Here is a 26356-nt window from a genome sequence, read left to right on the forward strand (position 1 = left end):
CATGAAATTGCTTTTCAGGAAAATTGGTGCCTGGTTGTCCCAGGCTTGGGTCTGGACGCTGTCATGCGTATTGAGCGTGTGCTTGTTGGTGTGGCTTTTGGGGCCGCTTTTTGCGGTGAATGACTACAAGTTCTGGGCTAGCCCCACGGCACGTCTGCTTACGATCAGCGCCTTGTTCCTGGGTTGGGGGCTGGGAATGGTTTGGTTCGATCGGCGAGCCGGTACGACAAGGCGGGCCAGGCAGGCTGCCGTTTCCCCTCCTGGCGCGCTCGACCAAGCCAGGATTGACGACGACCGACGCGAACTGCGCACGCGCTTCAAGGAGGCTACGAGAGCGTTACGCGCCTCAACGTTCCATTCCGGCCTTGGCAGACGCGGACGCAGTGACCTGCCTTGGTACTTATTGGTGGGCCCCGTCGCTAGCGGAAAAACCAGTCTGCTCGGTTCCTCGGGTCTTGATCTGTCGCTCAGCCGGCATGAGCGAAGGCCAGCTGACATATCCGGCACGCACAGCTGTGACTGGTATTTCGCAGAGCAAGCGGTGTTGATCGATACTCCTGGGCGCTATTTGACCCAGTTGGAGATAGACGCCGACGCCAGTGCCTGGAGCGGTTTGCTCGAGCTGCTGCGCAAGCGTCGTCGTAACCGACCCCTGTGCGGCATTCTGGTAACAGTGCCTGTCGAAACCTTATTGATGGGAAGTGAAGAAGAGATCGCCACGCTGTCTTGGCAGATTCGGGGGCGTCTTCAGGAAGTTCGACGGCAGCTGCGCGCTGATGTGCCTATTTATCTGATCCTAAGCAAAGCTGACAGTTTGATTGGGTTCAAGGAGTTCTTTGATTCTTTGACGCGGGAAGAACGTGACCAAGTGTTGGGCGCCAGTTGTAGTCGAGACCAACACGACAGCAACGTGGAGGTGTTGCGAGCCGAGTTCGAGGCATTGCTGCGTCGGATCAACAGCCAGGTACTCATGCGTCTGCACGGGGAGCGCGACATTGTACGGCGTGGCTTGATCCTGGATTTCCCACAGCAGTTGGCACAGATCGGTCCGCAGATCAGCTCGGTAGTCGAACTGGTTTTTAGCGGGGACACCTGCCCACTGCGAGGCGTTTACTTGACCTCTGCCTCCGGCCCTGACCATGCGGGAGCTGGTATTTCAATGAGGGCTGCGCCCCGGAGGGACGATCGCAACGGCTATTTTATCCATCACTTGCTTACCAAGGTCATCTTCCCTGAAGCCGGCCTGACGTGTCTTGATCAGCGAGAACGCAGTCGTGTTTATTGGGGGCAGCGCGCGATGTACATCGGTGCGCTGATGACTTTGAGTTTATTTGGATTGTTATGGGCCAACGGTTTCACTGCCAATAATGAACGCTTGGAAAATTTGCGTGAGTTGACTCAACGTTGGGAGCAGCACTCATCGCAAGTCACCGACGATGATTTGATCGTAACCTTGGAATCGCTTGATCTCCGTCTCGAGGCGGCACGAGTTTTTCCTCCCGAAACAGGCGTGTCGTTATACGAGCGTGGCGGGCTTTATCAAGGTGCTGCAGTTGGCCCCACAGTGCTCAGGGCTTATGAGCATGAACTGATGTCGCAACTGTTACCTCGGGTTGCGCAGATGTTGGAAGAGCAAATCCGCAGCAACCTAAATGAGCGCGACCGGGTATTAAACAGCCTGCGCGCATATTTGATGCTGGCCCTGCCGGAACGTCGCGATGCCGCCTGGCTCAGGGCTTGGGTCGCCCAGGCTTGGTCGCTGCGTTACCCCGGTGATGCGTCCATACAAGATGGGTTGAATGGCCATTTCGGACGCCTATTGGAGCAACCTTTCGTTCATGGCCTCGACGAATCACTGGTGAACTTGGCTAGGAAGACACTGCGGAGTGAATCCCTGGCGGCTGTTGTTTACCGCATGCTGCGTGATCAGGCCAACCATCTGCCTCATTACAGACTTAGCCAGCATTTGGGACCGCAGGGGTCGTTGCTGGTAGGGACTGATCACATCATTCCGGGCTTTTATACCCGTCAGGGTTACGAGCAGTACTTCTCGATTCAGGGCGTGGCGCTGATTACTGGACTGCTACGTGACGATTGGGTCCTTGGGGAGGGGGCAAGTCTTACAAGCTTGGACTTGCGCCGTATGCGGATAGAGCTCGAACAGTTGTATTTCCGCGACTATGCAAATCTGTGGAGCGAGGCGGTCGGTCAGGTCGCGCTGCAGCCGATTCACGGCGCAGGCGAAGTCGCCGACCAATTGGCGGGCCTGACTTCAGCCCATTCACCTGTATTGCACTTGCTGATACAGGTGCGTGAGAACACCAGGATAGGGGGGATCGTCGAGCGTATGGACGACGCTTCGCAGGCGGCAGTGAACACTGGCCAGATTGCCTCCGTCGCAAGCAAAGTCTCCGATTCGGTGAGGCGGGATCTGCCGGACACGGGACAGAAATCCTTGCAACGGCGTTTCGAACCATTGCACCGTTTGCTGGATACCGACAACGGCCCGGACGCGGACCTGACCTTGGCACTTCGGGCCCTCGACGACACCCAAACCCAATTTGCGAACCTAGTTCGTGCAAGTGCGCCGGAGCAAGCCGCCTACGAACTGGCGAGACATCGGATGGCTGGCCAGAGCGATGCACTGAGTGAAATGCGTAGGGCGTCTACACGCTTGCCACACCCAGTCAATCAATGGTTCAGCGGGCTGGCCGAGGATAGTTGGCGCTTGGTACTAAAGGATTCATACCGCTACCTGAACGAGCGCTATCAAAGCGAGCTCTATGGTTTTTATCGGAGGTCAATCAACAAGCGGTATCCGTTCAATGCCCACGGCACCAGCGATGTCGCTATCAATGATTTTCAGGAGTTCTTCAAAGGCCAAGGCGTTGCTGACCGATTTTTTGAAAGCTATATGCGTCCATTCGTCGACGGTCAACCAGGGCATTATCGAGTGCGCACTATTGACGGCCAGAGCTTGCCTATAACCAAAACCTTTCTTGAGCAGATGGCGAGCATACATACCATCCGCCAGAGCTTTTTCATGGAAAGCCGTGCCGAGCCACAAGTGCATTTCAAGCTCGAGCCATACACACTCGACCCGTCAGTAAGTCGAGCTGAGTTCCGCTTCGGTGATAAAACGCTGGAGTACCGTCACGGCCCCATACAGTCAGTAGCCTTTACCTGGCCAAGTGAGGAGCAGGGCGGCAGGACATCTCTTGTGCTGGATAAAATGGCCGGAGGGCGAGGGATCGGCGTTGAGAAGAATACCGGGCCATGGTCATTGTTTCGTTTGCTCGATTTGATGCAGACGGAATACCTGACGGGCCGTGACGTACGCGTGCTCAAGGCTGATGTCGGCGGCATGCGCGCCAATTATTTGTTGATAAGCCAGCGCACGCCGAACCCTTTCGACATGGCCGTGCTACGTACTTTCAGAATGCCGGTACAGCTCTGATGCATTACGCAGGCCACTGGCGTAGCGCCGCTCGCACCGATCCCGGCAAGGTCCGCCGGCGAAACGAGGACGCTTTCCTGGACAGCCCACGGCTGGGGTTATGGGCCGTCGCCGACGGGATGGGCGGTCATTCGAATGGCGATATCGCCAGCCAGTTGGTCGTTTCCAACCTGGCTGAGTTGCCCCTGTATAGAGATATCGATCAGCGTTCGAGAGCCGTGCGCCAGCGCCTGCACTGGACCAATCGACGTCTGAGCCAGGAGTTGACCGTCACCGCTGAAAATTCACTCGGCATCATGGGTAGCACGGTGGTTGTGCTGCTGCTGGAAGGTAATCGTGCTGTTTGTATCTGGGCAGGCGACAGTCGTTGTTATCTATGGCGTGACCGACGGCTCTATCAATTATCCAAGGATCATTCATTGCGCCAGCAATTGGTGGATCAGCGGCTAATTGGCCTTGACGAGGCAAATGCCCATCCTGCGGGCAACGCATTGACTCGTGCGGTAGGAGCCTCGCAGGAGTTGAGGCTTGAAATACTCGAATTCGATGTTCGTTGTGGCGATGCTTTTTTGCTGTGCAGCGACGGTTTGTATCAGGAATTGAGCAGCCAGAAGCTGGGCGAGGCAATGAGCCTGATGTCACCCAACAAGGTAATGGCGCAGCTTTTCGAGGGCGTCTTGAGCGGATCGGCGCGGGATAACCTGACGGCCGTAATGATTGGCGAATGAAAAGTCCTGAGGCAGCCCCCGAATTCCGGGACAGCGACGAGAGTCATTTCAGCGCTTCTCTTTTTGCCGAAACATCGAGTGTCGCGGTACCGAGCCCGCGCACTACTGGCGAAACGCCAGAGATATTTGCAGGACGTTACTGTCTCGAGCGTTTGCTCGGTGCTGGCGGTATGGGGGTTGTGTATCGGGCCCGGGACTTGCTGCATGAACAGTTTGGCGATCCGGATCCGTACATTGCGCTGAAGATACTCAGCGAGGAGTTCGACTCGTCCCCTGACGCCAGCGCGCTACTTTTTAGCGAATTTGCCCTGACGCGGTGTTTATTTCACCCTAACGTGCTGCGCCCATACACCTTCGCAGTGGATGCGGTTCATCGTAAGGCTTTTTTCACGATGGAGCTGATGCGCGGGCTGACCTTGGACAAATTGCTCTGCGAATGTCCGCTCGGTTTGCCATGGTCAGAGCTGAGGGCAATTGCATTGCCTCTGCTAGACGCCTTGGCATATACCCACAGTCGAGGTGTACTGCACGGCGATATCAAGCCAAGCAACATCATGTTGAGCGAAACGGGAGTGAGGCTGTTCGATTTTGGGCTGGGCACTGCGCAAGAAGGGCCGTTGAAGAACCTGCCTTCCTTGAACCGCCAGCGTCTCAAGGCCTGGACCCCGGGGTATGCCTCCCCCGAAGTACTTGAAGGCGCACCGCTCTCGGCTCATGCCGATCTGTACAGCCTGGCTTGCGTGCTCTACGAACTGGCGAGTGGCAAGCATCCATACCGGCGTTTGGCTTCATCTGAGGCCCGCGATACAGGGCTGGAACGCCAACTCAAGGTCCCGCGCAACATGCCCAGGCGTTGCTGGTCGGCATTACGCACAACGCTGGCCTTTGATCCAGCGCGGCGAAACCTCAGCGCCGCGCAGTTGCGTGAGGTTTGGGCCGGTGGTTCGTTTTGGTGGTAGAGGGGCTGGTTGGTATTCCCGGAATATGTACTGGCTGTTGGGCCGCGATCGCGAGCAGGCTCGCTCCCACCGGGGGGCTTGGCTGGGTTGAGGTTTTGGGCGTGCTTGCGATCAGGGCTTGTTCGTTTGCCGTCAATTGGTTGAGGCCAGCGCCTTCAGCGCTGCCTTGCGCTCTACGGTTGGCAAGCGGCCGAGTTTTTCCACCGCGCTGTAAAACGCCAGCCAATCCTCGCCCTCACGCTTGAATAACGCCCCGAACGCCGGCACCCATTGGTCGTACAGGCCGAACGGCAATATTCGGGCGTTGTTCAGGGGCGCGTAGATCCAGGCGTCGTAGCGTTTGTCGCCGGCCCATTGGCTGTCGCGTAGGTGCGCGTAGTCGGCGCGCAGGCGTTCGAATTCCTCGGCTTTGCGTTGGCGCATCTGCTCGGTCGGTAGGGGTTGGGCGTAGAGGGTTTCCAGCCGTTGGCGGGTGTCGAGGATCAACTGGATGAACTGGTCGCGCTGGCGCAATCGGTTGCCGTTGTCCGGCGCCAGGCCGCGATGGGCGCGCCATTGGCGGGTGCCTTCCTGCTCGACGAAGGTGGCGAATGATTCGTTGAACTCCGTGTCGTCCTTCATGTAGACGCGTTGGTGCGCCAGTTCATGAAAGATCAGCGTCGCCAGGCGTTCGTCGCCCCAATGCAGCATCGAACTGAGGATCGGATCGTCAAACCAGCCCAGCGTCGAGTAGGCCTCTATGCCGGCAATCGACACATCCATGCCTCGCAAACGCTGCAAAGCGGCCTCGCCCCGGGCGGCGCCCTGGCTGTAATAGCCCCGATACGCCACGCAACCGGCGATGGGAAAACAGTGGGTTAGCGGGGCCAGGGAAAACTCCGGGGTGGCGAAGACGTTCCAGACGACGAAGGGGCGGCCGATGTCCGCGTACAGGCGATAGCTCTGGTTGTCGGGCAGGTGCAGGTGTTTGCTGGCGAACGCGCGGGCCTCACGGGCCTGAGCCAGATGGGTGCGCAATCCGGAATCACGGGTGGGGTCGGCAATGACCCGGTCGATGGGCTCGCGTGCTTGCAGCAGTCGCCATTGTCCGCTGGCGAGCTGGCCGTAATAACCGACGCTTGTACAACCGTTGAGTAACAAAAGCAGGAAGGCCGGAAACAAAATCCTGAAAACACGGTCGAGTAACCGATGGCGTGAGCGCTGCCTGATCAATTTTGGAATCACCCTGGGAAGTCTGCCTCAAGACTATCTCGCCTGCCCGGAGCTTCGCTATGCGCGTGTTGATGCTGACAAGTGGCCTGTTGCTGCTGACCGGCTGTGCCGGTTTGCCCGATCCAGATCCCTCCCAGGCGTGGATTGACCTAGGTAACCATCGGGACACGGCGTTGCAAGCGTTGGAAGTCGATGACAAGGCATCCATCGACCGGCGTTATTTCGAGGTTCAACCGGGTAGCCATGAGCTGACGGTGCGTTATCAATTTGCCGTGGAGCCGGGCAACATCGGGCCAGATGCCGAGCCGCTGTGGCGCGATTGCCGGTTGAACGTAAAATTCAAGGATTTCAACGCGGGCCAGCGCTATCAGTTGCAAGCCGGCAGTATCGGGTTCCGGCCGTGGGCCAAGCTTTACGACCAACAGCGCAACGTGGTGGGCCAAGGCACGCCGGCAGGCTGCCAGCAAAGCTGATTGGCGCTATGCTCGGGGCCTGACTTCAGGAAATCATCATGCGCCTACCCACGTTGTTTTTGGCTCTTGCGACATTGAGCGGATGCGCGACGAGCCCATTGCCCGAAATGGACCCGAACATGGCCTGGGTCGACTTCGCCACCCCTATGCCGGGCGGCAAGCTGCTGATGGCTGAAAGCCTGGACGGCCAGCGGCTGCGGGACGGACGCTTTTTTCAGGTTTCACCCGGTAGCCACGAACTCAAGGTGCGCTTCGACTTCGAGGTGTTCGGCGCGGGCGGTGGGCTGGGCATGATGAACGACCCGAAGGAACGGCTGTGCTATCTGATCGTGCGCTACGACCATTTCGAGGCCGGCCAGCGTTATCGCCTGGAGGCTCGTAATCTGGCGTACTCCCCCAGTGCCCGGCTCTATAACGCCAAGCGTGAAATCGTTGCCGAGGATCGACAGGCCAATTGTTTGATGTAGCGCTGCCTAGCGGTCGTTCTTCTGGTAGATGATTTTCTTGGTGCCGTTATCGCAACTGCCCACCACCATGTTCTGGTCGTGGACTTCGTCGTTGGTGACGATTTCCAAGGTGTATGAGGACACGTTTGCGGCCTGGATCTTGGCTTCGATCTCTGCTTTCAATTCTTCGCAGGGCTTGGGTGCCGCGAGGGCCGATGTGGTCAGTGCGCAACCGATGACTGCCAAGGCCAAACGTTTCATGCTCGAACTCCTCAATACAGCGCGCACGCCTGTGCGCTGAAACTGCAGACCTGCATTCGACCACAGTTGCCTTCGGGTAAATAGCGGGTAAACCATAGAAGACCGCGGCCTCGGGAGACCGCGACCTTCTCGGTTCGTCAATTCACCAGGGTCGCGTCCAGGGTGATGTCGGCGTTGAGCACCTTGGAAACCGGGCAACCTTCCTTGGCCTTGTTGCTCAGCTCTTCAAATTGCTGTTGGCTGGCGCCGGGAATCTTGGCTTTGAGAATCAGCTTGATCGCGGTGATCGCAAAGCCGCCGTCGACCTGGTCCAGGGTCACTTCGGCGTTGGTGTCGATGCTGTCGGCCTTGAGCCCAGCGTCGCCAAGGATCATCGAAAACGCCATGGAGAAGCAGCCCGCGTGGGCCGCGCCGATCAGTTCTTCAGGGTTGGTGCCCTTGCCGCCTTCAAAACGTGCCTTGAAACCATAGGGCGCTTCGCGCAACACGCCGGTTTCCGTGGAGATGGAGCCTATGCCGGTCTTCAGGTCACCTTCCCAGTGAGCCGATGCTTTCTTGACGATAGCCATGTGTGCCTCCTCATGATCTGGCGCGAGGGTTCGCGCCTGGGTATTTTTCAGTGCCAGGATTGTGAGGATAGACCGGCCGATAAAGTTCACCCGGTCGATTAGTCGACTAATTTACTAGGAAAATTCTTCGCTACTATTGAAACTCGGGTATATGCCCACATTCATAGGACACACCTAGAGAAACGGCAGGCTTTCGCCTACAGAAAAGCTCGTACGCCGTTGGAGATGCCGGCCCATGAAACAGCTGTCCGAAGTTAAATTTTCAACCCTCGACCTTGTGCCCGTCCGCGCTGACGGCAATGCAGCCCAGTCCCTGCGCAATTCCCTGGATTTGGCGCAGCACGTGGAAAAGTTTGGCTACACCCGTTTCTGGGTGGCGGAACACCACAATATGGACGGCATCGCCAGCTCCGCGACGGCGGTGCTGCTGGGCTACCTGGCGGGGGGGACGTCGACCATCCGCGTCGGCTCGGGCGGGGTGATGCTGCCCAACCACGCACCGTTGGTGATCGCCGAACAGTTCGGCACCTTGGAAAGTCTGTTTCCGGGCCGGATCGACCTTGGGTTGGGACGCGCCCCCGGTTCCGACCAGATGACCGCGCGTGCACTACGCCGCGAACGCTCCGGCAGTGCTGATGATTTCCCTGATGACGTGGCCGAACTGATGCGCTATCTCGGCCCGCGTACCCCTGACCAACGCATCATCGCCATGCCCGGCACGGGAACGAATGTACCGGTGTGGCTGTTGGGTTCTAGCCTGTTCAGTGCGCAGTTGGCCGGGGAGCGCGGTTTGCCCTACGCGTTCGCCTCCCATTTCGCACCGCGGTTCATGCACGAGGCGATTCGTGTTTATCGCAATCACTTCCAACCGTCGGCCGTACTCGACAAGCCGTACGTGATGCTCGGGGTGCCTTTGGTGGCGGCTGACACGGACGAGCAGGCCGATTACCTGGCGACGTCGGTGTACCAGCGGATCCTGGCATTGATGCGCGGCCAGAGCCTGGTGCAGCGCCCGCCGGTGGAAACCATGAATGGTCTATGGCTGCCCCATGAGAAGGAAGCGGTGGGGGATTTCCTTGGCCTGGCCATGATTGGCGGTCCTCAGAAGATCCGCGCCAGGTTGGAGGTGTTGATCGAACAGACTCAGGCCGATGAGCTGATCTTCACCAGCGACCTCTATGAGCACGCCGACCGCCTGCACTCGTATGAACTGCTGGCACAGGTCATGAAAGGCTGAGTCGCGGCCAATAAAAAGCCGACGCGATGCGTCGGCTTTGATCTGAGCGCGTTATCAGCCGCGTATGTAGACGATTTCTTTCGAACCGCCCTCACAGGTGCCGACGACTTTTCCGTCACCCGCTGCACCTTTATCGACGATCTCCAGCGAATAACCCGACACGCCTTTGGTATCGAGCTTCGCTGCGATTTCGCTTTTCAACTCCTCGCATGGCTTGCCGGCCGCAAACGCAGTACCCGCAAGGCTCAGCAAACCCAGGGCCACCATCAACTTCTTCATCGCTCGCACTCCTCGGTCGGATCAGATAGGGAGGTTTCGTAAGACGTGATGCGCCCAATAGCGCATCGCCATTCCCTATGGCACTCCGCCAGCGTGCAAGTTCAAAGAACTCAGCTGTTGGCGATCCGGAACCCAACCTTGATGGTCACCTGGAAGTGCGCGGCCCGGCCATTTTCGATGTGGCCCCGGGTTTCCGTGACTTCGAACCATTCCAAGTGCTTGAGGCTCTTGCTGGCCTCGGCCAGGGCATTGTTGATGGCGTCTTCAATGCTGGTGGGAGACGAACCGACCAGCTCGACTTTTTTGTACGTGTGGTGATCACTCATAACGTTCTCCTTGGTTGTCTTAAACAGCCTAGCAGCGATTTTTCGCCTTACATGTGGCGCCGTTTACGCTTGGAAAGTTCAGATTTAGTGCACTTTCCCAAACGGTCGCAGTCCCAATCCACACACGCTACTCAACCACTGCAGGAGAGAGCCACCATGGCCAGCACTTCGTTACGCAAAGCCTCGTTGCAAAGCATGGAAGCGGAGATCGAGAGTCTGCTCAAGTCGTTGGAAAGCCTGAAGGACGACGCGTCGGACGAGTCGCGTAGGACGCTCAAGTCGCTTAAGGCAAATGCCGAAAGCGCACTGAAACATTCTCGGCATCTGCTCAGCGATGCGTATGAAGAGGTGAAGGTGAAAACCCGCGAAACCGGGATCGCCACGCGCGACTACGCTCAGGAACATCCATGGACCACCGCTGGCGTTGCCGTTGGCGCACTGGGTCTGTTGGCCGCTTACTTGTTGTGCAAGCGCGGTAACTAGTTCGATGGGTTCAGCTCATGCCTGAGCCACTGCGCCAATTGCCGGGCGCGCCCGTCTGCGGCGCGCTTGGGCAACCATAGCGCCAGTCGTGCGGGAGTTTCACCGAACCCCCATGGCGCGACCAGGCGACCAGCCCGCAGGTCCTCGGTCACCAGGGGCTCGGGGGCGATCGCCACGCCAAGCCCGGCCACGGCCGCCTCCAGCAAATAATACAAATGTTCGAAACCTTGCCCTAACTTCAATGCCTGGGGTTCCAGGGCATTTTGCCGTGCCCAAGTGGGCCAGGCCTGGGGGCGTGAGGTGGTGTGCAACAGCGGTTCGCTCAGCAGCGCAGTGGCGGATGCATTGCGCAAGCGGGCAAAGCCCGCGTAATGCGGGCTCATCACCGGCCCGATCCGCTCGCTGGCCAGTTCATACACCTGCATGTCTGCCGGCCAGGGTGGTTCGGCGAATACCAGTAGGGCGTCCAGCCCTGGGCGCCTCGGGTCGAGGTCGCCCTCACCTGCGGACAGGTGCAGGCGCAAATCAGGCAGATCGGCATTGAGCCTGCCCAGGCGGGGGATGAACCAACGCGCCAACAAGCTTCCCGAGCAGCCCAACACGAACGGGGCGTCCGCTGTGCTTTGGGTCAGCTCGGCGCAAACGGTGCGCAGGCGCTCGAACGCATCGGCGCTGGCGTCACGCAGGCGCAGTCCCGCATCTGTGAGTTTCAAGCCTCGCCCATCCTTGACGAACAGGCTGATCCCCAAGTGCTCTTCCAGCACTTTGAGTTGTCGACTAACCGCGCCGTGGGTGACGTGCAGCTGTTCCGCCGCCTGGCTTACGCTGTTCAGGCGGGCAGTGGCCTCGAAGGCACGCAGGGCGTTGAGCGGTGGCAGATCATGGCTCATGGTATTTGTGAGTTTTTCTGACAGGTTGTGGCGATCTTATCGGTTTTCAGAGCGATATGTCAGGGGTAGAGTGGGCTCATTGTTTTTCTACGCATTCGCCTGGAGCGCCCGATGACCCAGCCTACGACCCCTTTCAACCTGCGCAGCGGTCCCGATGCCAACGGCCTGTTTGGCGCGTTCGGCGGCCGTTATGTCGCGGAAACGCTGATGCCGCTGATCCTTGATCTGGCCCGTGAATACGAAACGGCAAAGGAAGATCCTGCGTTCATCGAGGAATTGGCCTACTTCCAACGGGACTATGTGGGTCGTCCAAGCCCGCTGTATTTCGCCGAGCGCCTGACGGAGTTCTGCGGCGGCGCGAAGATCTACCTCAAGCGTGAAGAACTGAATCACACGGGCGCGCACAAGATCAACAACTGCATCGGCCAGATCCTGCTGGCGCGGCGCATGGGCAAGAAACGCATTATCGCCGAGACCGGCGCCGGCATGCATGGGGTGGCCACTGCCACCGTGGCCGCTCGTTTTGGCCTGGACTGCGTAATCTATATGGGCACCACCGACATCGAGCGCCAGCAGGCTAACGTGTTTCGGATGAAGCTGCTTGGCGCCGAAGTCATCCCCGTGATCGCCGGTACCGGCACACTCAAGGATGCGATGAACGAGGCGCTGCGTGACTGGGTGACCAACGTCGACAGCACGTTTTACTTGATCGGCACTGTAGCCGGCCCGCACCCCTATCCAGAGATGGTCCGCGACTTCCAAGCCGTGATCGGCAAGGAAACCCGTGACCAGCTGCAAGCCCAGGAGGGTCGTCTGCCGGACAGCCTGGTGGCGTGCATCGGCGGTGGCTCCAATGCCATGGGCCTGTTCCACCCATTCCTCGATGACAAGAGCGTTGAAATCATTGGAGTCGAAGCGGCGGGCTACGGCATCGAGACCGGCAAGCATGCGGCGAGCCTGAACGGTGGGGTTCCAGGCGTGCTGCACGGTAATCGTACCTTCCTGTTGCAGGATGAGGACGGCCAGATCATCGACGCGCATTCGATCTCTGCTGGCCTCGACTACCCCGGCATTGGCCCTGAACACGCCTGGTTGCATGACATTGGCCGCGTCCAATACACCTCCGTCACCGATGCCGAAGCTTTGGAAGCGTTCCATAAATGCTGCCGCCTGGAAGGGATTATTCCTGCCTTGGAGAGTGCCCATGCCTTGGCTGAAGTGTTCAAGCGCGCGCCAAACCTGCCCAAGGATCACCTGATGGTGGTCAACCTGTCCGGCCGTGGCGATAAAGACATGCAAACCGTGATGCACCACATGGAACAGTCCCAGCAGGAGAAACACTGATGAGCCGCCTGCAAACCCGTTTTGCCGAACTCAAACAACAGAACCGTGCCGCCCTGGTGACGTTTGTCACGGCTGGCGATCCGGGCTACGACACGTCGCTGGCGATCCTCAAGGGCCTGCCTGCCGCCGGCGCCGATGTTATTGAGTTGGGCATGCCGTTCACCGATCCGATGGCCGACGGCCCGGCAATCCAATTGGCGAACATTCGTGCCTTGGGCGCCCAGCAGAACCTGGCGAAAACCCTGCAGATGGTTCGGGAGTTCCGCAAGGACAATACCGAGACGCCGCTGGTGCTGATGGGGTACTTCAACCCCATCCATCGTTATGGCGTGCAGCGTTTCATCGGCGAAGCGCTGGATAGCGGTGTCGATGGCCTGATCGTCGTGGACATGCCACCCGAGCACAACAGCGAACTGTGCGAGCCGGCCCAGGCTGCCGGCCTGGATTTCATCCGTCTGACGACGCCAACCACCGATGATGTGCGTTTGCCGACCGTGCTCAACGGCAGCTCGGGGTTCGTTTATTACGTGTCGGTCGCGGGTGTGACCGGTGCCGGTGCCGCGACGCTGGAGCATGTAGAAGAAGCGGTGGCGCGTCTGCGTCGGCATACCGATCTGCCGATCAGCATTGGCTTCGGTATTCGCACCCCGGAACAGGCGGCAGCCATCGCCCGGTTGGCCGACGGCGTAGTGGTCGGCTCCGCGCTGATCGACCATATCGCCAGCGCCGATACGTCGGAACAGGCGATTGATGGTGTGTTGAGCTTGTGCGCGGCCTTGGCTGATGGTGTACGTAAGGCGCGTCTTGGCTGATTTGGCTCGCGCCAATGAAAAAGGGGTTCGGAACTGGGTTCCGAACCCCTTTTTGTTATCGCTTCAAGGCTTGGCAGTCACGGCAACTCCAACCCACCTGCGGCTTTGTGCAGCTTGCGCAGATGTTCGCCGATCTCCTTCACATTGGCCTCGCTCGCGGCGATTTCAGCAGCGCGGCTCGGTTCAAGCAATGCCCTGACTTCCTTATCCAGGTCGCCGGTCAGCGTTTGAAGCTGTTTCTGGCGCAGGCTGCTTTCCGATTCCAATCGCTGCCATTCGCTGGGTTGTGGCAATCCGTAGCCGCTGCTGCCCAGCAGTTCGGCCGGACGGCTCAGGAAGCCGCTATTGGCGAGAATCTGTTGCAACGTCGCGTTGGCTCTCTCCATGCCACCGTTTTGAAGCTCACGCGCGCCAAGGTAGCGCTGTTTGACTTCATCCTGGGCGAGCAGCAATTGCCGACGGAAACTGGCCTGTTCCAGCAATAGCAATGCCGCGCTGGTGCGCAGGTCGGCCTGTTCAAACCAAACGCGGCGTTCTGCAGCGTCCAGCGCGAGCCAGTCTTCGACGGTTTGTTGCCGTATCGGCAGGCGTTTTTTCAGAACGTCGAACATGGCTTGGTAGCGTTCGCGGAATGAGTCGAAGCGGTAACCCAGGCGCAAGGCTTCCTTGGGATCATCCAGCACACTGGTGTCGGCCAAGCCACGGCCCTTGAGCACTTCCAGCAGACCGTTGGGCATGATGCTGTCCAGGCCTTTGAGCTGTTCGTTATTACTGCCGCTGCGCAGCAGCTTCAAGCTTTCTACCGCGCAATTATTGGAGAGGAAGTAATAGTTGCCGTCATAGCTCCAATGCATTTCGGCGGCGTGTTCGACCGTTTCTTCGATTTCGGTGCGCGACAGCTTGAGGGGCACCGACGCCAGGCTGCGCAGTTCGGTCTTGGTGTACTCGTCGATGACCTGGGCCAACGGCAGTACGAACAGACGCGACGGGTATTTGCCTACCAGGCCGTCCCAACTCGACAGCTGAACGTCGCCTACGAAGGCGCGGTACGAAAGCACCAGGTGTTGGTCCAGATCCAATCGGCAATCTGGCCCACGTGGACGGCCCGGTGCGCATATCACCAGGCGGAGCATGCTATGGCCCCAACGGCTGACCCAGTTCTGGTTGGCTTCAGCCAACAGGTAGTCGATGGCATAGACGCGTTCCGGATCGACCTTGCCCAGTGGTGTCTTGGCAAAATCATTGCCGGCATTGAGAAAGGCGAACGACGTGGAGCAGGTGTCCTTGGCGGCGGGCGCCCAGCCAAAGTGCTCACGGTAATAGCGATACAGCGCGGGACGTCGGCAGGCGTAGCTTGGATCGAGGAGGAAATACTCCATATTGACCGCGACGAACTCCTTGGGACTGCTCGTCTCATAGAGGTCCGGGCTGCGGGCAACCTGACGGTTGTGCTGCTCGCGTTCGCCGCGACGGCCCACATACTGCGGCCAGCCGGCGAGATCCAGCAGGCGAGGATCATCGCTGAGCGTGAAGCGCCGGTCGTTCTGGCCTCTGCACTCATCCGTCATGCCGATCAGCCCGGCGCTGCTGTTACGCCGAGTACAGCGTTGGATCAGCACACGTTCGGCATTTGGCCAAAGGCGCGAGCGGTCATAGATATGAGTCAGTTCGTGCAGCACGGTAGCGAGCATTTCGCGCCGCACGGTGCCGTGGGGGCGCAAGGTCTTTTGCTTGGCGGCGCTGCCATCGGTGAGGCTGTCCAGCAGGTTCCGGTTCAAGTCCAACTGCGACACCAATGAAGCCTGGCCGTAGGCGTTTGCGGGCATCCGATCGGTCCAGCCGACATCGATGCGCCGGTCCAGTCGCTCGATGAAGCGTGGCGGCAATGCCTGCATGGCTTCATCGAGCAGTGCCTGGCTGGCCTGTTGTTGTGCCGGGCTCAAGCCATCGCTATTGAGATGTAACTGGAGACCGGCCTGGGCTGTGCCGCTCAGAAGCAGCACAACCCCGGCAGTCAGCCAGGCGGCCAGCCGCCTCACAATGCGAGGATAGCTTCGGCGAGAACCTGGTCGCTGGCGTCGCGGGCTTCCGGTACGCGGGTACGCAATGTCTGGAAAGCCGCTTCGAGATGAGCGCCACGAATCTCGCCGTTGCTGGCGACGAAGCTGGCAGCGTCATCGTGAGCTTCGCGGACAATCTTTGAGTCACGAATGGATGTGGTGGTGTCAGAGGTGAAATCAATCGAACGCTGGGAGGCGCGAACGATGATGTTACTGGTGGCTACCAGGGTATGTGCCTGGGCCACATCGGCCAACACCAGCAGGCCAAGGGCGGCAGCAATCAGCGGGCTACGCATGGAACGACTCCGGAGAATTAAAGATAGTTATTGGACGAGAATTGCCTGTGCCAGTTCAAGGTCGCTGGCGTGAAGTTTCGGCTGGTTCCGGCGCAGGTAGTCCAGGGCCGACTCCAATTGCGGACCTCGGAATTGTCCTTCGCTGGCAATGAACGCGGCGGCGTCATCACGAGCGGCGACGACTCGTTTATTGTCGAAGGGTGCGGAGGTCACCAGGCTCGTGGCGTAGCCACTGGCGACCACTTGTTGAGTGGACACATCGAAGGCATGGGCCGGGACAGACCAGCAAAAAACTGTGAATAAACAGGCGCTGTAAAGTTTTGAGTAAAAACGCATGGGACTCGACGGTTGTTGGCGAGCTTGAAGGCTAGCGCAAACCTGCGGGCCAGGGCCAGCGCGGAAACATCGGAGCACCCTTGGGTGCCCAATGTTTCATGTTGCATCAGATTACCAGGATGGCCTGTGCAAGCTGCGCATCGGTGGCGTTGAGCTGCGGTGCCTGCTGGCGGATGTAATCCAATGCACTCTCCAGTTTCACACCGCGGATAGCGCCTTCGCTGGCCACGAAGCTGGCGGCGTCGTCACGTGCGGCTTGAACGATTTTATTGTCACGCAGTGATGAGGTTGCATCGGAGGTTACGTCGGACGTGGCCTTGAGGGCGCCGACAATGGAGTCGGTGGTGACGATGAAGCTGCTGGCGTTGGACTGGGCAGCTACGGCCAACAGCGCTACTGCGCTGAGCAGGCGAAGACGGGACATGATGGAGCTCCTTGTATATGAGGTGATACCGGTGCCTGTAGCTGGAAGGGGAGACACATGCTCGACTCGCTTCGCCACGGTTGCATCAATATTAGGACAGATCGCGTTTGCTTACAGCTTTGCAATGGTCCTTGGCTCGACCCAAGGCAAGATAATCGCCATCCAACCAACTGTACTGGTGCATGAATAGCTTTGGTATAACTGTTCTGTTTCCCGATCTCAGACCGGTTCAGGCTCGAAAACGAAAGACCCGTCGCGGTTTCCCACGACGGGTCTTGTTTATTCAATTCGGTGCTGGCGATGGACCCGATGGGTCAGGGCCAGCGACGCTGAATTAGCGCCAGAACGGCTTGCTCAGCTCTTCGTAGCGCTGTGCTTCGCTGATACCGGCATCTGCCAGCAGGCGCGAATCCAGACGGGCCAATTGATGGCGGCTGGCAATGCGGCGCTGCCACAGCATCAGGTTAGCGATAACGCGAAGAGGCATGGAAGCCTGGTTTTGTTCAGCTTTGTCTTCGAAAAACAGCTCGGAACTGAGTGTACGTTCCATGGTTGACATCCTTCCGCTTGTGGCGGGATTAGGTAGTGGTTTAACTGGTGCCCATGATCCTCCCGTTTGGCCAGTCCCTGTAGATACAGTTCATCTGTATTGTAAGAGACCAGTTAACTGTTAAAGCGCGGTGTACTGGTCAATCTTGAGGCAACTGTATCTATCGGCACTAAATTGGTGCGTTATTCAGTGTCTGGCTGTGTTTTGTGGGATATGACTGTAAGAAATCACCGGTACAGAAGTACAGTTTCTGCAAAGAACCTGCCGAGCCCTTTGGATTTATAAAACTGTTTTAGCCCTAACGGTGATCCAGCTGTATCAAACCGGAAGCATGCGTCCGGTTGCTTCCAGGTTCATGTGCCAGCTGAGTGCGTCCCGCAAAATATGCGGCGTATGTCCGCCCAAAGCGCTTGCCGCCTGGAAGTACTCGTTCAATGCCTGGCGATAGGATGGATGCACGCAGTTTTCGATGATCGCCCGCGCCCGTTCGCGTGGCGCCAAGCCCCGCAAGTCAGCCAGTCCAATCTCGGTCACCAGGATGTCGACATCATGCTCGGTATGGTCCACATGGCTGACCATCGGAACGACGCTGGAAATGGCGCCGCCCTTGGCAATGGATTTGGTCACGAAAATAGCCAAGTGTGCGTTCCTGGCAAAATCCCCCGAACCCCCAATGCCATTCATCATTCGCGTGCCGCATACGTGAGTCGAGTTGACGTTGCCATACAGGTCGAATTCCAGCGCCGTGTTGATGCCGATGATGCCCAGGCGTCGCACTACCTCCGGATGGTTGGAGATCTCCTGCGGGCGCAGCACCAGTTTGTCCTTGTATTTCGCCAGATTCCCAAAGACATCCGTGTTGCGCCGAGCGGACAACGTAATGGAGCTGCCAGAGGCGAAACTCAGCTTGCCGGCGTCGATGAGGTCGAATGTGGAGTCCTGCAATACCTCGGAATACATGGTCAGTTCTTCAAACGGAGAGTCGATCAATCCGCACATCACTGCGTTGGCAATGCTGCCGATGCCGGCCTGCAGAGGGCCAAGCTTGTTGGTCATGCGCCCGGCCGCGACTTCTTGCTTGAAAAAGCTGATCAGATGGTCGGCGATAGCCTGGGTGTCGTCGTCCGGCGGCAAGACCGTCGAAGGGGAATCTGATTGTTGGGAGATGACAATGGCGGCGATTTTGTCCGGTGGGATCGGGATGGCGGTGCTGCCGATACGGTCGTCAACCTTCACCAGGGGGATCGGCAGGCGAGTTGGACGATAGCTGGGGATGTAAATGTCGTGCAGGCCTTCCAAATCTGGATTATGGGCCAGGTTGATCTCGACGATCACTTGCTTGGCGAAGATCGCAAAGCTGGCGGAGTTACCTACCGACGTGGTCGGCACGATATGACCTTGCTCGGTGATCGCCACCGCTTCGATCACGGCAATATCTGGCAACGTGAGCTGGGCGTTACGCATCTGTTCGACGGTTTCCGAAAGATGCTGGTCGATGAACATCACCTCGCCTGCGTTGATGGCCTTGCGTAGGGTGCTGTCCACCTGGAAGGGCATGCGTCGTGCCAGTACGCCAGCTTCGGTGAGCTGCTTATCCAGATCGTTGCCCAGGCTTGCTCCGGTCATCAGGCTGATTTTCAACGGCGTGACCTTGGCGCGTTCGGCCAGTGCGTGCGGCACGGCCTTCGCTTCTCCGGCGCGGGTAAAGCCGCTCATGCCGACGGTCATTCCGTCTTCAACGAGCAAGGCTGCCTCGGCAGCGCTCATCACTTTATTCAACAACGAAGGCAGGCGGATGCGATCACGGTACATGAATGGTTTCTCGGGCTGGAAGCTGGATGCGCAGTCTAGAGAATTCGCGCCGAGCCCGACCCGCTACAAAAGTCGCATTTGAGGCCTCTATTACGGGCGTTTCAGGCAAAACATCATTACCGGATCGGTAACGCTTTGCCTTGATACAAATCAAAACGCCCCGACAAGTCGGGGCGTTTTGATAAACAGCTGACGCTTATTCCACTGCTTTGACCATGTCTTCGATGACCTTCTTGGCGTCGCCGAACACCATCATGGTCTTGTCGAGATAGAACAGCTCGTTGTCCAGGCCGGCATAACCGCTGGCCATCGAGCGCTTGTTGACGATGATGGTCTTGGCCTTGAACGCCTCAAGAATCGGCATGCCGGCAATCGGCGACTTCGGATCGTTCTTCGCCGCCGGGTTGACCACGTCGTTGGCGCCCAGCACCAACACCACGTCGGCCTGGCCGAACTCGGAGTTGATGTCTTCCATCTCGAATACCTGGTCGTAAGGCACTTCGGCCTCGGCCAGCAGGACGTTCATGTGGCCGGGCATACGACCGGCAACCGGGTGGATTGCGTATTTCACCGTCACGCCGTGGTGGGTCAGCTTCTCGGTCAGTTCTTTCAACGCGTGCTGCGCCCGGGCGACCGCCAAGCCGTAGCCTGGAACGATGATCACCGTATCGGCGTTGGTCAGCAGGAAAGTCGCGTCGTCAGCCGAGCCGGATTTCACTGGGCGGGCTTCTTTGGAGCCTGCCGGGCCAGCAGCATCTGCGGCGTTGCCGAAACCGCCGAGCAGTACGTTGAAGAACGAGCGGTTCATCGCCTTGCACATGATGTACGAGAGGATCGCGCCGCTCGAACCCACCAACGAGCCTGCAATAATCAGCATCGAGTTGTTCAGCGAGAAGCCGATGCCTGCTGCGGCCCAACCGGAATAGCTGTTGAGCATCGAGACCACCACCGGCATGTCCGCACCGCCGATCGGGATGATGATCAGCACGCCCAGGACAAACGCCAGGGCCAGCATCAAGGCGAATGCGCCGAGGTTGCCGGTGAACATGAAAGCCAGGCCCAGGCCCAGTGTGGCGAGGCCCAGGATCAGGTTGAGCTTGTGCTGACCGCCAAACTGCACCGGAGCGCCTTGGAACAGGCGGAACTTGTACTTGCCCGACAGCTTGCCGAAGGCGATCACCGAACCGGAGAACGTGATTGCGCCGATTGCCGCGCCAAGGAACAGCTCCAGACGGTTACCCGCCGGAATCGAATCCCCCAATTGCTTGACGATGCCCAGCGATTGCGGCTCGACGACAGCGGCGATGGCAATGAACACCGCCGCTAGGCCGATCATGCTGTGCATGAACGCCACCAGCTCCGGCATCTTGGTCATCTCGACACGCTTGGCCATGATCGAACCGGCGGTGCCGCCGATCAACAAGCCAACGATGACATAACCAATGCCGGCGGTCGCCAGCTCGGCTCCCAGTTTGTAGATAAGTCCGACGGTAGTAAGCACCGCCAATGCCATGCCGAGCATGCCGAACAGGTTGCCGCGACGGGAGGTGGTAGGGTGCGACAGGCCTTTGAGGGCTTGGATGAAGCAGATGGACGCAATCAGGTAGAGCGTCGTTACCAGGTTCATGCTCATTACTTGGGCGCCTCTTCTTTTACGGCTTTCGGGGCTTTTTTCTTGAACATCTCGAGCATGCGGCGCGTCACCAGGAAGCCACCGAACACGTTCACCGCAGCCAGGGCCACGGCGAGAGTACCCATGGTCTTGCCCAGAGGCGTTACGGTCAGGGCGGCGGCGAGCATCGCGCCGACGATCACGATGGCCGAAATGGCGTTGGTCACCGCCATCAGCGGCGTATGCAGCGCAGGCGTTACGTTCCAGACCACGTGGTAACCGACATAAATGGCCAGCACAAAGATGATCAGGTTGTAGATACCGGGGGAGATAAGCTCTTCCATTGTCTGAATCCCTGCTTAGGCGTTTTTGCGGATGACTTGGCCGTCGCGGCACATCAGGCACGCTGCGACGATGTCGTCTTCCAGGTTCACGTCGAACTGGCCTTCCTTGGTGAAGACCAGCTTCAGGAAGTCCAGCAGGTTACGGGCGTACAGCGCCGAGGCATCGGCCGCGACTTCGCCAGCCAGGTTGGTCGGGCCGACGATGGTGACGCCGTTCTCGACAACCACCTGGTCGGCCACGGTCAGCGGGCAATTGCCGCCCTGGGCTGCCGCGAGGTCGATGACCACCGAGCCGGGTTTCATTTGCGCGACGGTTTCGGCGCTTAGCAGCGTCGGTGCCTTGCGGCCCGGAATCAGTGCCGTGGTAATGACAATGTCAGCTTGTTTGGCGCGCTCGTGCACAGCCTGGGCCTGACGCTGCATCCAGCTGGCAGGCATGGGCCGGGCGTAACCTCCAACGCCGACGGCGCATTCACGCTCTTCGTCGGTTTCGTAAGGCACGTCGACGAACTTGGCGCCGAGGGATTCGATTTGTTCCTTTACCGCGGGCCGCACATCCGAAGCCTCGATCACAGCACCCAGGCGCTTGGCCGTGGCAATTGCCTGTAGCCCCGCCACACCGGCGCCAAGGATCAATACTCGCGCCGCTTTCACGGTGCCCGCCGCTGTCATCAGCATCGGCATGAAGCGTGGATAATGATGGGCGGCCAGCAGCACGGCCTTATACCCGGCAATGTTCGCTTGAGACGACAACACATCCAGGCTTTGGGCCCGGGACGTGCGTGGGGCGGCCTCAAGGGCGAATGCGGTAATGCCGCGCTCGGCCAGCTTGGTAATGGTCTCGTTATTGAACGGATTGAGCATGCCCACCAGAACGCTGCCGCTCTTGATCAGCCCCAGTTCGCTATCGCTGGGGGCGACCACCTTGAGGATCAGTTCGGCCCCGAACGCATCGCTGGCGCTGCCAATAGTTGCGCCCGCCGCTTCGTAAGCACTGTCGACCACGCTGGCCTTGATACCGGCGCCGCTTTGAACAGTAACCTTATGGCCTTGGCCGATGAGCTTCTTGATGGTTTCCGGGGTAGCAGCAACCCGTGTTTCACCCGTTTGGGTTTCGAGGGGAACACCAATGTGCACGTCAAATCTCCTGCGTGATCTTATTGAGTAAACCCAGGCACTTCGGATGGTGCGGCTGGGGCGGCCGATCAGCACGACCTCGCCTCTTCAGGCGGGGCGCGGCATTTTGCAGGCGAAAATTCTGCCCTTCAAGGGATTATGACGTGTGACGAAAAATTAACTACAAGTCACCCTGTGACCAAGTGTCGCAACCATCAGGTTCAATTGCCCGTGAAGCCTTGTTCTTAAAGGGATAGCCGGAGAATCGTCTTACTTTTTACATTGCCAAGGTGAATACGTAGGCATGCGTTGGAAATGTGGCTCAAAGCCACGTATTTAGCCGGTTGTGGAACGATTGTACTTCGTCCATAACAGTTTGGTTTTATGCGACATAAACTTATATCTGTAGCGATCCTAATAAACTGACTACGTAGTCAAGATCGCAATTTTGCATTGCTATTCAAGGAGATAGCCCTTGGCTTGGTTTACCAGCCAGTCGCGAAACGCCTGAAGCGAAGCAGATTTCACCTTTCGTTCGGGAATCATCAGGTAATACGCCTTGATGCTCGACAATGCATTGCGATTGGCGATTACCAAACGACCCTCCGCCAGTTCGCGCTGGATCAGAAAAGGCGGGATCAACGCGATTCCCATGTCATGCATGGCTGCTTGGGCCAACATCGAGAATAGTTCATAACGCGGGCCTGTCAGGTCCCGTGCAATGTTCAGCTCCTGCGAGCTGAACCATTGGCGCCATGCATAGGGGCGGGTGGTCTGCTGAAGCAGTGGCAATTGAGCAATAGCCTCCGGTGTCAGCGCCTTTCGGTTTCCCAGTAATGCCGGGCTGCATACCGGCATCGGGTTTTCGCCCATCAACTTGTGGGATTCGGTACCGGACCAATCGGCATCGCCGAAATAGATGGCGGCATCAAAATCGGTGTCGGCAAAGAGGAAAGGGCGTGTTCGGTTGGTCAGGTTGACCGTAACTTCGGGGTGCTGTTTTTGAAAATCCTTCAGCCGTGGCAACAACCATTGCGTACCGAATGTTGGCACTACCGCCAGCTCGATGACGTTCGCGCCGGTATGGCCCATGACTGACAGAGTGTCACGCTCGACCGCGTCCAGCTGCATGGCAATCCGACGACTGTAGGAAAGCCCTGCTTCGGTCAACTTTACGCCGCGCCTTGAACGTCGAAAGAGTTCCACGCTCAGAAACTCTTCCAGGCTGGCAACCTGTCGGCATATCGCGCCCTGTGTGAGCGAAAGCTCTTGCGCGGCCTTGGTAAAGCTTTCATGGCGGGCCGCGGCCTCGAAGCTGACCAGGGCGGCGGTGCTGGGAATCTTGCGGCGCATGTACGGAGATCTCACTCGTGAAGGGCGTAAACGGCCTTTTCGCCTTTTACGGAGTGAGAAATTAGCACAACAGCATGCGGAATCCTCGTTTGCTCTCGTAGGAAACCGCGCCTAGGATCAATCCACAAATTTTCATCTCATTGGCGAGGTTTCTCATGGCCGGTAAAGCGAGCTTCAACTGGATCGACCCACTGTTGTTGGATCAGCAGCTCACAGAAGAAGAGCGAATGATTCGTGACACCGCCGAACAATTTGCCCAGCAGAAGCTCGCGCCTCGAGTGCTGGAAGCGTTCCGTCATGAAAAGACCGACCCGGCGATTTTTCGTGAAATGGGCGAAGTGGGCCTGCTGGGGGCGACCATTCCCGAGCAATACGGTGGCAGCGGATTGAACTATGTCAGCTATGGCCTTATTGCCAGGGAAGTGGAGCGCGTCGATTCCGGCTATCGCTCGATGATGAGCGTGCAATCCTCGCTGGTCATGGTGCCCATCAATGAATTCGGGACCGAGGCGCAAAAACAGAAATATTTACCGAAGCTAGCTTCGGGCGAATGGATCGGCTGTTTCGGCCTGACTGAGCCAAACCACGGTTCCGACCCGGGCGCGATGATTACTCGCGCGCGGAAAGTGGAAGGCGGCTACAGCTTGACGGGTAGCAAGATGTGGATCACCAACAGCCCGATCGCTGACGTGTTTGTCGTCTGGGGCAAAGACGACGCTGGCGATATCCGCGGCTTCGTCCTGGAAAAAGGCTGGAAAGGCCTGAGTGCGCCGGCTATTCACGGCAAGGTCGGGCTGCGCGCGTCGATTACTGGCGAAATCGTCATGGACAATGTATTCGTTCCGGAGGAGAACATCTTTCCAGACGTCCGAGGCCTGAAGGGGCCGTTTACTTGCCTGAACTCGGCACGCTATGGCATCTCCTGGGGGGCGTTGGGGGCCGCTGAGTTTTGCTGGCACACCGCCCGCCAGTACACGCTTGATCGGCAACAGTTCGGACGCCCGTTGGCGGCAAATCAGTTGATCCAGAAGAAGCTGGCCGACATGCAGACGGAAATCACCCTCGCGCTGCAAGGCTGCTTGCGTTTGGGGCGCATGAAAGACGAGGGCTCGGCTGCGGTGGAGATTACCTCGATCATGAAGCGTAATTCTTGCGGTAAATCTCTGGATATCGCGCGCATGGCCCGTGACATGTTGGGCGGCAACGGTATATCCGACGAATTCGGCATTGCTCGTCACCTAGTGAACCTGGAAGTGGTGAATACCTACGAAGGCACCCATGATGTCCATGCGCTGATCCTGGGGCGCGCGCAAACCGGTATTCAGGCGTTCTATTAATAGGAGACCGGCGATGGGCGCGCTTTCGCATCTGAGGGTATTGGATTTATCAAGGGTCCTGGCCGGGCCTTGGGCTGGGCAGATCCTGGCGGACCTGGGCGCGGATGTCATCAAGGTCGAGCGCCCTGGCAATGGCGATGATACGCGTGCGTGGGGCCCGCCCTTCCTTAAGGACGCTTACGGCGAGAACACGACCGAGGCGGCTTATTACCTAGCGGCCAATCGCAACAAGCAATCGGTCACGATCGATTTTACTCGCCCCGAGGGCCAGAAGCTGATCCTAGAGCTAGCGGCGAAGTCCGACATTCTGATCGAAAACTTCAAGGTGGGTGGACTCGCTGCCTATGGCCTGGATTACGACTCGATAAAGGCTATCAATCCGCAGTTGATCTATTGTTCGATCACCGGTTTTGGCCAGACGGGGCCATATGCCAAGCGCGCCGGGTATGACTTCATGATCCAAGGGCTGGGAGGCTTGATGAGCCTTACCGGTCGACCGGAAGGGGAAGAGGGAGCTGGGCCGGTGAAAGTCGGTGTTGCATTGACGGATATTCTGACCGGCTTGTATTCGACCGCTGCCATCCTGGCGGCGTTGGCTCATCGCGACCATGCCGGCGGTGGGCAGCATATCGATATGGCTTTGCTGGATGTTCAGGTGGCATGCCTGGCCAACCAGGCAATGAATTACCTGACCACAGGCAGTGCGCCGAAGCGGTTGGGAAATGCGCATCCCAATATCGTGCCTTACCAAGATTTTCCCACAGCTGATGGTGACTTCATCCTTACGGTGGGTAACGACGGTCAATTTCGAAAATTCGCCGAGGTCGCCGGCCAACCGCAGTGGGCCGATGATCCCCGGTTCGCGACGAACAAGATGCGAGTGGCGAACCGGGCGGCACTGATCCCGTTGATTCGCCAGGCGACGGTATTCAAGACGACTTCCGAGTGGGTGGTTCAGTTGGAGCAAGCCGGAGTGCCGTGTGGCCCTATCAACGATTTGGCCCAGGTGTTTGCCGATCCTCAGGTGCAGGCTCGCGGGTTGGCGATCGAGTTGCCCCACCTGTTGGCCGGTACAGTGCCGCAAGTAGCCAGTCCTATTCGCTTGTCCGATACGCCGATTGAATATAGAAACGCGCCTCCCTTATTAGGCGAACATACGATGGAGGTGTTGCAGCGGGTACTGGGGCTGGATATTGCAGCGATAGCGACCTTGCGGGACTCCGGCGTCCTGTAGCCTCCCTTCTATATAGAAGGGCGCTTGCGGTCATTTGGGTATCTGATTGATAGAAAACAAAATAAAGGGTTGACGGCAAATTCTGGATGTCTATAATTCGCCCCACTTCCGGCGCAGTCGAAACGGAAAACTCCTTGAGTTTCAATGAGTTAACCAAGTTTCGGTAAGTGCTTCGCTTCAGTTCATCGAAGCACGGAAGGAGTGGGTAGGCCGGTTTGTTGGGCGCTATCGACGGTTCGATCTTCTCGGTCGAAAGCGGTAAAAAAGAGGTGTTGACAGCAGCGAGTAACGCTGTAGAATTCGCCTCCCGCTAACGAGAGATCGAAAGCGCAAGTGGTTGAAGTTGTTAAGGATTTCCAAGCGAAACTTTGAAAACTTCTTAAAATAACCGCTTGACAGATACACG

At 58.3% G+C, this 26356-nt stretch carries 27 protein-coding genes; 11 read left to right on the top strand and 16 right to left on the bottom strand.

Going from position 1 to position 26356, the window contains the following annotated elements:
• Position 1: 1 nt before the first annotated feature.
• Genes tssM through J3Q04_RS00705 form a run of 3 tightly spaced genes read left to right on the top strand, consistent with a single transcriptional unit; the run spans position 2 to position 5144 of the window.
• A complete protein-coding gene (gene tssM / locus J3Q04_RS00695) occupies positions 2-3457 on the top strand; it encodes a type VI secretion system membrane subunit TssM (RefSeq protein WP_434608550.1) in 3456 nt (1151 codons plus the stop codon).
• Positions 3457-4185 carry a PP2C family protein-serine/threonine phosphatase gene (locus tag J3Q04_RS00700; RefSeq protein ID WP_434608548.1) on the top strand — a complete coding sequence of 243 codons (729 nt, stop codon included), beginning with the start codon at positions 3457-3459 and terminating at the stop codon, positions 4183-4185. Before tssM ends, J3Q04_RS00700 begins: the two co-directional genes overlap by 1 nt.
• A complete protein-coding gene (locus J3Q04_RS00705) occupies positions 4182-5144 on the top strand; it encodes a serine/threonine-protein kinase (protein ID WP_434608546.1) in 963 nt (320 codons plus the stop codon). The genes J3Q04_RS00700 and J3Q04_RS00705 overlap by 4 nt, the downstream gene beginning before the upstream one ends.
• Positions 5145-5276: 132 nt before the next feature.
• Here J3Q04_RS00705 and J3Q04_RS00710 read toward each other — a convergent pair whose 3' ends face one another.
• Entirely contained in the window at positions 5277-6356 is a 1080-nt protein-coding gene (locus J3Q04_RS00710) for an aminopeptidase (RefSeq protein ID WP_434608544.1), read from the bottom strand.
• Between the two features lie 59 nt (positions 6357-6415).
• Between J3Q04_RS00710 and J3Q04_RS00715 the strand changes: the two genes are divergently transcribed.
• Together J3Q04_RS00715 and J3Q04_RS00720 are read left to right on the top strand one after the other, a co-directional pair.
• Entirely contained in the window at positions 6416-6829 is a 414-nt protein-coding gene (locus J3Q04_RS00715; protein ID WP_420765948.1) for a hypothetical protein, read from the top strand.
• A 38-nt stretch (positions 6830-6867) separates the two neighbouring features.
• The gene (locus J3Q04_RS00720; RefSeq protein ID WP_420765947.1) at positions 6868-7296 is read left to right on the top strand and encodes a hypothetical protein; all 429 of its coding nucleotides are present in this window, start codon (positions 6868-6870) and stop codon (positions 7294-7296) included.
• Positions 7297-7302: 6 nt separating this feature from the next.
• On the opposite strand, the gene J3Q04_RS00725 is transcribed toward J3Q04_RS00720, so the two are convergent.
• Both J3Q04_RS00725 and J3Q04_RS00730 read right to left on the bottom strand, forming a co-directional pair.
• Positions 7303-7536 (bottom strand): DUF1161 domain-containing protein, encoded by a 234-nt coding sequence (locus J3Q04_RS00725; RefSeq protein ID WP_420765946.1) that lies wholly within the window; start codon positions 7534-7536, stop codon positions 7303-7305.
• 137 nt (positions 7537-7673) lie between these two features.
• The gene (locus J3Q04_RS00730) at positions 7674-8105 is read right to left on the bottom strand and encodes an OsmC family protein (RefSeq protein ID WP_434561374.1); all 432 of its coding nucleotides are present in this window, start codon (positions 8103-8105) and stop codon (positions 7674-7676) included.
• 235 nt (positions 8106-8340) lie between these two features.
• Here J3Q04_RS00730 and J3Q04_RS00735 point away from each other — a divergent pair, with 235 nt between their 5' ends.
• The gene (locus tag J3Q04_RS00735) at positions 8341-9342 is read left to right on the top strand and encodes an LLM class flavin-dependent oxidoreductase (RefSeq protein WP_434608541.1); all 1002 of its coding nucleotides are present in this window, start codon (positions 8341-8343) and stop codon (positions 9340-9342) included.
• A gap of 54 nt (positions 9343-9396) precedes the next feature.
• Here J3Q04_RS00735 and J3Q04_RS00740 read toward each other — a convergent pair whose 3' ends face one another.
• On the bottom strand, positions 9397-9621 hold the full coding sequence (locus tag J3Q04_RS00740) for a DUF1161 domain-containing protein (RefSeq protein ID WP_434608539.1): 225 nt from the start codon (positions 9619-9621) through the stop codon (positions 9397-9399).
• A 110-nt stretch (positions 9622-9731) separates the two neighbouring features.
• Entirely contained in the window at positions 9732-9947 is a 216-nt protein-coding gene (locus J3Q04_RS00745) for a dodecin (protein ID WP_003177209.1), read from the bottom strand.
• 156 nt (positions 9948-10103) lie between these two features.
• On the opposite strand from J3Q04_RS00745, the gene J3Q04_RS00750 reads away from it, so the two are divergent.
• A complete protein-coding gene (locus tag J3Q04_RS00750) occupies positions 10104-10430 on the top strand; it encodes a DUF883 family protein (protein WP_420765942.1) in 327 nt (108 codons plus the stop codon).
• Here the strand turns inward: J3Q04_RS00750 and J3Q04_RS00755 are convergent.
• A complete protein-coding gene (locus J3Q04_RS00755) occupies positions 10427-11320 on the bottom strand; it encodes a LysR family transcriptional regulator (protein WP_434608537.1) in 894 nt (297 codons plus the stop codon). The genes J3Q04_RS00750 and J3Q04_RS00755 overlap by 4 nt on opposite strands.
• Positions 11321-11431: 111 nt before the next feature.
• On the opposite strand from J3Q04_RS00755, the gene trpB reads away from it, so the two are divergent.
• On the top strand, positions 11432-12664 hold the full coding sequence (gene trpB, locus J3Q04_RS00760; protein WP_434561366.1) for a tryptophan synthase subunit beta: 1233 nt from the start codon (positions 11432-11434) through the stop codon (positions 12662-12664).
• Entirely contained in the window at positions 12664-13476 is an 813-nt protein-coding gene (trpA, locus tag J3Q04_RS00765; RefSeq protein WP_434561364.1) for a tryptophan synthase subunit alpha, read from the top strand. The genes trpB and trpA overlap by 1 nt, the downstream gene beginning before the upstream one ends.
• Before the next feature lie 77 nt (positions 13477-13553).
• Here trpA and J3Q04_RS00770 read toward each other — a convergent pair whose 3' ends face one another.
• The 10 genes from J3Q04_RS00770 to J3Q04_RS00815 all read right to left on the bottom strand — a co-directional run bounded on the left by J3Q04_RS00770 (position 13554) and on the right by J3Q04_RS00815 (position 23379).
• Positions 13554-15515: a DUF4105 domain-containing protein gene (locus J3Q04_RS00770; RefSeq protein ID WP_420765938.1), complete on the bottom strand. Its 1962-nt coding sequence runs from the start codon at positions 15513-15515 to the stop codon at positions 13554-13556.
• Positions 15512-15832, bottom strand: a complete 321-nt coding sequence (locus tag J3Q04_RS00775) for a DUF2388 domain-containing protein (protein WP_420765937.1) — start codon at positions 15830-15832, stop codon at positions 15512-15514. Before J3Q04_RS00775 ends, J3Q04_RS00770 begins: the two co-directional genes overlap by 4 nt.
• Positions 15833-15859: 27 nt before the next feature.
• Positions 15860-16168 carry a DUF2388 domain-containing protein gene (locus J3Q04_RS00780; protein ID WP_434608533.1) on the bottom strand — a complete coding sequence of 103 codons (309 nt, stop codon included), beginning with the start codon at positions 16166-16168 and terminating at the stop codon, positions 15860-15862.
• Positions 16169-16274: 106 nt separating this feature from the next.
• The gene (locus J3Q04_RS00785) at positions 16275-16592 is read right to left on the bottom strand and encodes a DUF2388 domain-containing protein (protein ID WP_420765935.1); all 318 of its coding nucleotides are present in this window, start codon (positions 16590-16592) and stop codon (positions 16275-16277) included.
• A 334-nt stretch (positions 16593-16926) separates the two neighbouring features.
• Positions 16927-17142, bottom strand: a complete 216-nt coding sequence (locus J3Q04_RS00790) for a DUF1127 domain-containing protein (RefSeq protein WP_434608531.1) — start codon at positions 17140-17142, stop codon at positions 16927-16929.
• 318 nt (positions 17143-17460) lie between these two features.
• A complete protein-coding gene (locus J3Q04_RS00795) occupies positions 17461-18954 on the bottom strand; it encodes an acetyl-CoA hydrolase/transferase family protein (protein ID WP_434608528.1) in 1494 nt (497 codons plus the stop codon).
• Positions 18955-19150: 196 nt separating this feature from the next.
• Positions 19151-20587, bottom strand: a complete 1437-nt coding sequence (locus tag J3Q04_RS00800) for an NAD(P)(+) transhydrogenase (Re/Si-specific) subunit beta (RefSeq protein WP_434561362.1) — start codon at positions 20585-20587, stop codon at positions 19151-19153.
• A complete protein-coding gene (locus J3Q04_RS00805; RefSeq protein WP_003187010.1) occupies positions 20587-20910 on the bottom strand; it encodes an NAD(P) transhydrogenase subunit alpha in 324 nt (107 codons plus the stop codon). Before J3Q04_RS00805 ends, J3Q04_RS00800 begins: the two co-directional genes overlap by 1 nt.
• A gap of 15 nt (positions 20911-20925) precedes the next feature.
• Positions 20926-22047, bottom strand: a complete 1122-nt coding sequence (locus J3Q04_RS00810) for a Re/Si-specific NAD(P)(+) transhydrogenase subunit alpha (RefSeq protein ID WP_434561360.1) — start codon at positions 22045-22047, stop codon at positions 20926-20928.
• 435 nt (positions 22048-22482) lie between these two features.
• Positions 22483-23379 (bottom strand): LysR family transcriptional regulator, encoded by an 897-nt coding sequence (locus J3Q04_RS00815; protein WP_420765931.1) that lies wholly within the window; start codon positions 23377-23379, stop codon positions 22483-22485.
• A 155-nt stretch (positions 23380-23534) separates the two neighbouring features.
• Between J3Q04_RS00815 and J3Q04_RS00820 the strand changes: the two genes are divergently transcribed.
• On the top strand, positions 23535-24716 hold the full coding sequence (locus tag J3Q04_RS00820) for an acyl-CoA dehydrogenase (RefSeq protein WP_039593369.1): 1182 nt from the start codon (positions 23535-23537) through the stop codon (positions 24714-24716).
• A gap of 13 nt (positions 24717-24729) precedes the next feature.
• On the top strand, positions 24730-25950 hold the full coding sequence (locus J3Q04_RS00825; protein ID WP_434608523.1) for a CaiB/BaiF CoA transferase family protein: 1221 nt from the start codon (positions 24730-24732) through the stop codon (positions 25948-25950).
• The last annotated feature ends 406 nt before the right edge of the window (positions 25951-26356 follow it).

It is taken from the genome of Pseudomonas sp. D4-21, assembly GCF_051132125.1.
GTDB lineage: Bacteria > Pseudomonadota > Gammaproteobacteria > Pseudomonadales > Pseudomonadaceae > Aquipseudomonas.

What these genes read in the sequence shown, in the direction of transcription:
- tssM (WP_434608550.1), top strand. Translation starts at nt 2, where the DNA reads ATGAAATTGCTTTTCAGGAAAATTGGTGCCTGGTTGTCCCAGGCTTGG.
- J3Q04_RS00700 (WP_434608548.1), top strand. Translation starts at nt 3,457, where the DNA reads ATGCATTACGCAGGCCACTGGCGTAGCGCCGCTCGCACCGATCCCGGC.
- J3Q04_RS00705 (WP_434608546.1), top strand. Translation starts at nt 4,182, where the DNA reads ATGAAAAGTCCTGAGGCAGCCCCCGAATTCCGGGACAGCGACGAGAGT.
- J3Q04_RS00715 (WP_420765948.1), top strand. Translation starts at nt 6,416, where the DNA reads ATGCGCGTGTTGATGCTGACAAGTGGCCTGTTGCTGCTGACCGGCTGT.
- J3Q04_RS00720 (WP_420765947.1), top strand. Translation starts at nt 6,868, where the DNA reads ATGCGCCTACCCACGTTGTTTTTGGCTCTTGCGACATTGAGCGGATGC.
- J3Q04_RS00725 (WP_420765946.1), bottom strand. Translation starts at nt 7,536, where the DNA reads ATGAAACGTTTGGCCTTGGCAGTCATCGGTTGCGCACTGACCACATCG.
- J3Q04_RS00730 (WP_434561374.1), bottom strand. Translation starts at nt 8,105, where the DNA reads ATGGCTATCGTCAAGAAAGCATCGGCTCACTGGGAAGGTGACCTGAAG.
- J3Q04_RS00735 (WP_434608541.1), top strand. Translation starts at nt 8,341, where the DNA reads ATGAAACAGCTGTCCGAAGTTAAATTTTCAACCCTCGACCTTGTGCCC.
- J3Q04_RS00740 (WP_434608539.1), bottom strand. Translation starts at nt 9,621, where the DNA reads ATGAAGAAGTTGATGGTGGCCCTGGGTTTGCTGAGCCTTGCGGGTACT.
- J3Q04_RS00745 (WP_003177209.1), bottom strand. Translation starts at nt 9,947, where the DNA reads ATGAGTGATCACCACACGTACAAAAAAGTCGAGCTGGTCGGTTCGTCT.
- J3Q04_RS00750 (WP_420765942.1), top strand. Translation starts at nt 10,104, where the DNA reads ATGGCCAGCACTTCGTTACGCAAAGCCTCGTTGCAAAGCATGGAAGCG.
- J3Q04_RS00755 (WP_434608537.1), bottom strand. Translation starts at nt 11,320, where the DNA reads ATGAGCCATGATCTGCCACCGCTCAACGCCCTGCGTGCCTTCGAGGCC.
- trpB (WP_434561366.1), top strand. Translation starts at nt 11,432, where the DNA reads ATGACCCAGCCTACGACCCCTTTCAACCTGCGCAGCGGTCCCGATGCC.
- trpA (WP_434561364.1), top strand. Translation starts at nt 12,664, where the DNA reads ATGAGCCGCCTGCAAACCCGTTTTGCCGAACTCAAACAACAGAACCGT.
- J3Q04_RS00775 (WP_420765937.1), bottom strand. Translation starts at nt 15,832, where the DNA reads ATGCGTAGCCCGCTGATTGCTGCCGCCCTTGGCCTGCTGGTGTTGGCC.
- J3Q04_RS00780 (WP_434608533.1), bottom strand. Translation starts at nt 16,168, where the DNA reads ATGCGTTTTTACTCAAAACTTTACAGCGCCTGTTTATTCACAGTTTTT.
- J3Q04_RS00785 (WP_420765935.1), bottom strand. Translation starts at nt 16,592, where the DNA reads ATGTCCCGTCTTCGCCTGCTCAGCGCAGTAGCGCTGTTGGCCGTAGCT.
- J3Q04_RS00790 (WP_434608531.1), bottom strand. Translation starts at nt 17,142, where the DNA reads ATGGAACGTACACTCAGTTCCGAGCTGTTTTTCGAAGACAAAGCTGAA.
- J3Q04_RS00795 (WP_434608528.1), bottom strand. Translation starts at nt 18,954, where the DNA reads ATGTACCGTGATCGCATCCGCCTGCCTTCGTTGTTGAATAAAGTGATG.
- J3Q04_RS00800 (WP_434561362.1), bottom strand. Translation starts at nt 20,587, where the DNA reads ATGAGCATGAACCTGGTAACGACGCTCTACCTGATTGCGTCCATCTGC.
- J3Q04_RS00805 (WP_003187010.1), bottom strand. Translation starts at nt 20,910, where the DNA reads ATGGAAGAGCTTATCTCCCCCGGTATCTACAACCTGATCATCTTTGTG.
- J3Q04_RS00815 (WP_420765931.1), bottom strand. Translation starts at nt 23,379, where the DNA reads ATGCGCCGCAAGATTCCCAGCACCGCCGCCCTGGTCAGCTTCGAGGCC.
- J3Q04_RS00820 (WP_039593369.1), top strand. Translation starts at nt 23,535, where the DNA reads ATGGCCGGTAAAGCGAGCTTCAACTGGATCGACCCACTGTTGTTGGAT.
- J3Q04_RS00825 (WP_434608523.1), top strand. Translation starts at nt 24,730, where the DNA reads ATGGGCGCGCTTTCGCATCTGAGGGTATTGGATTTATCAAGGGTCCTG.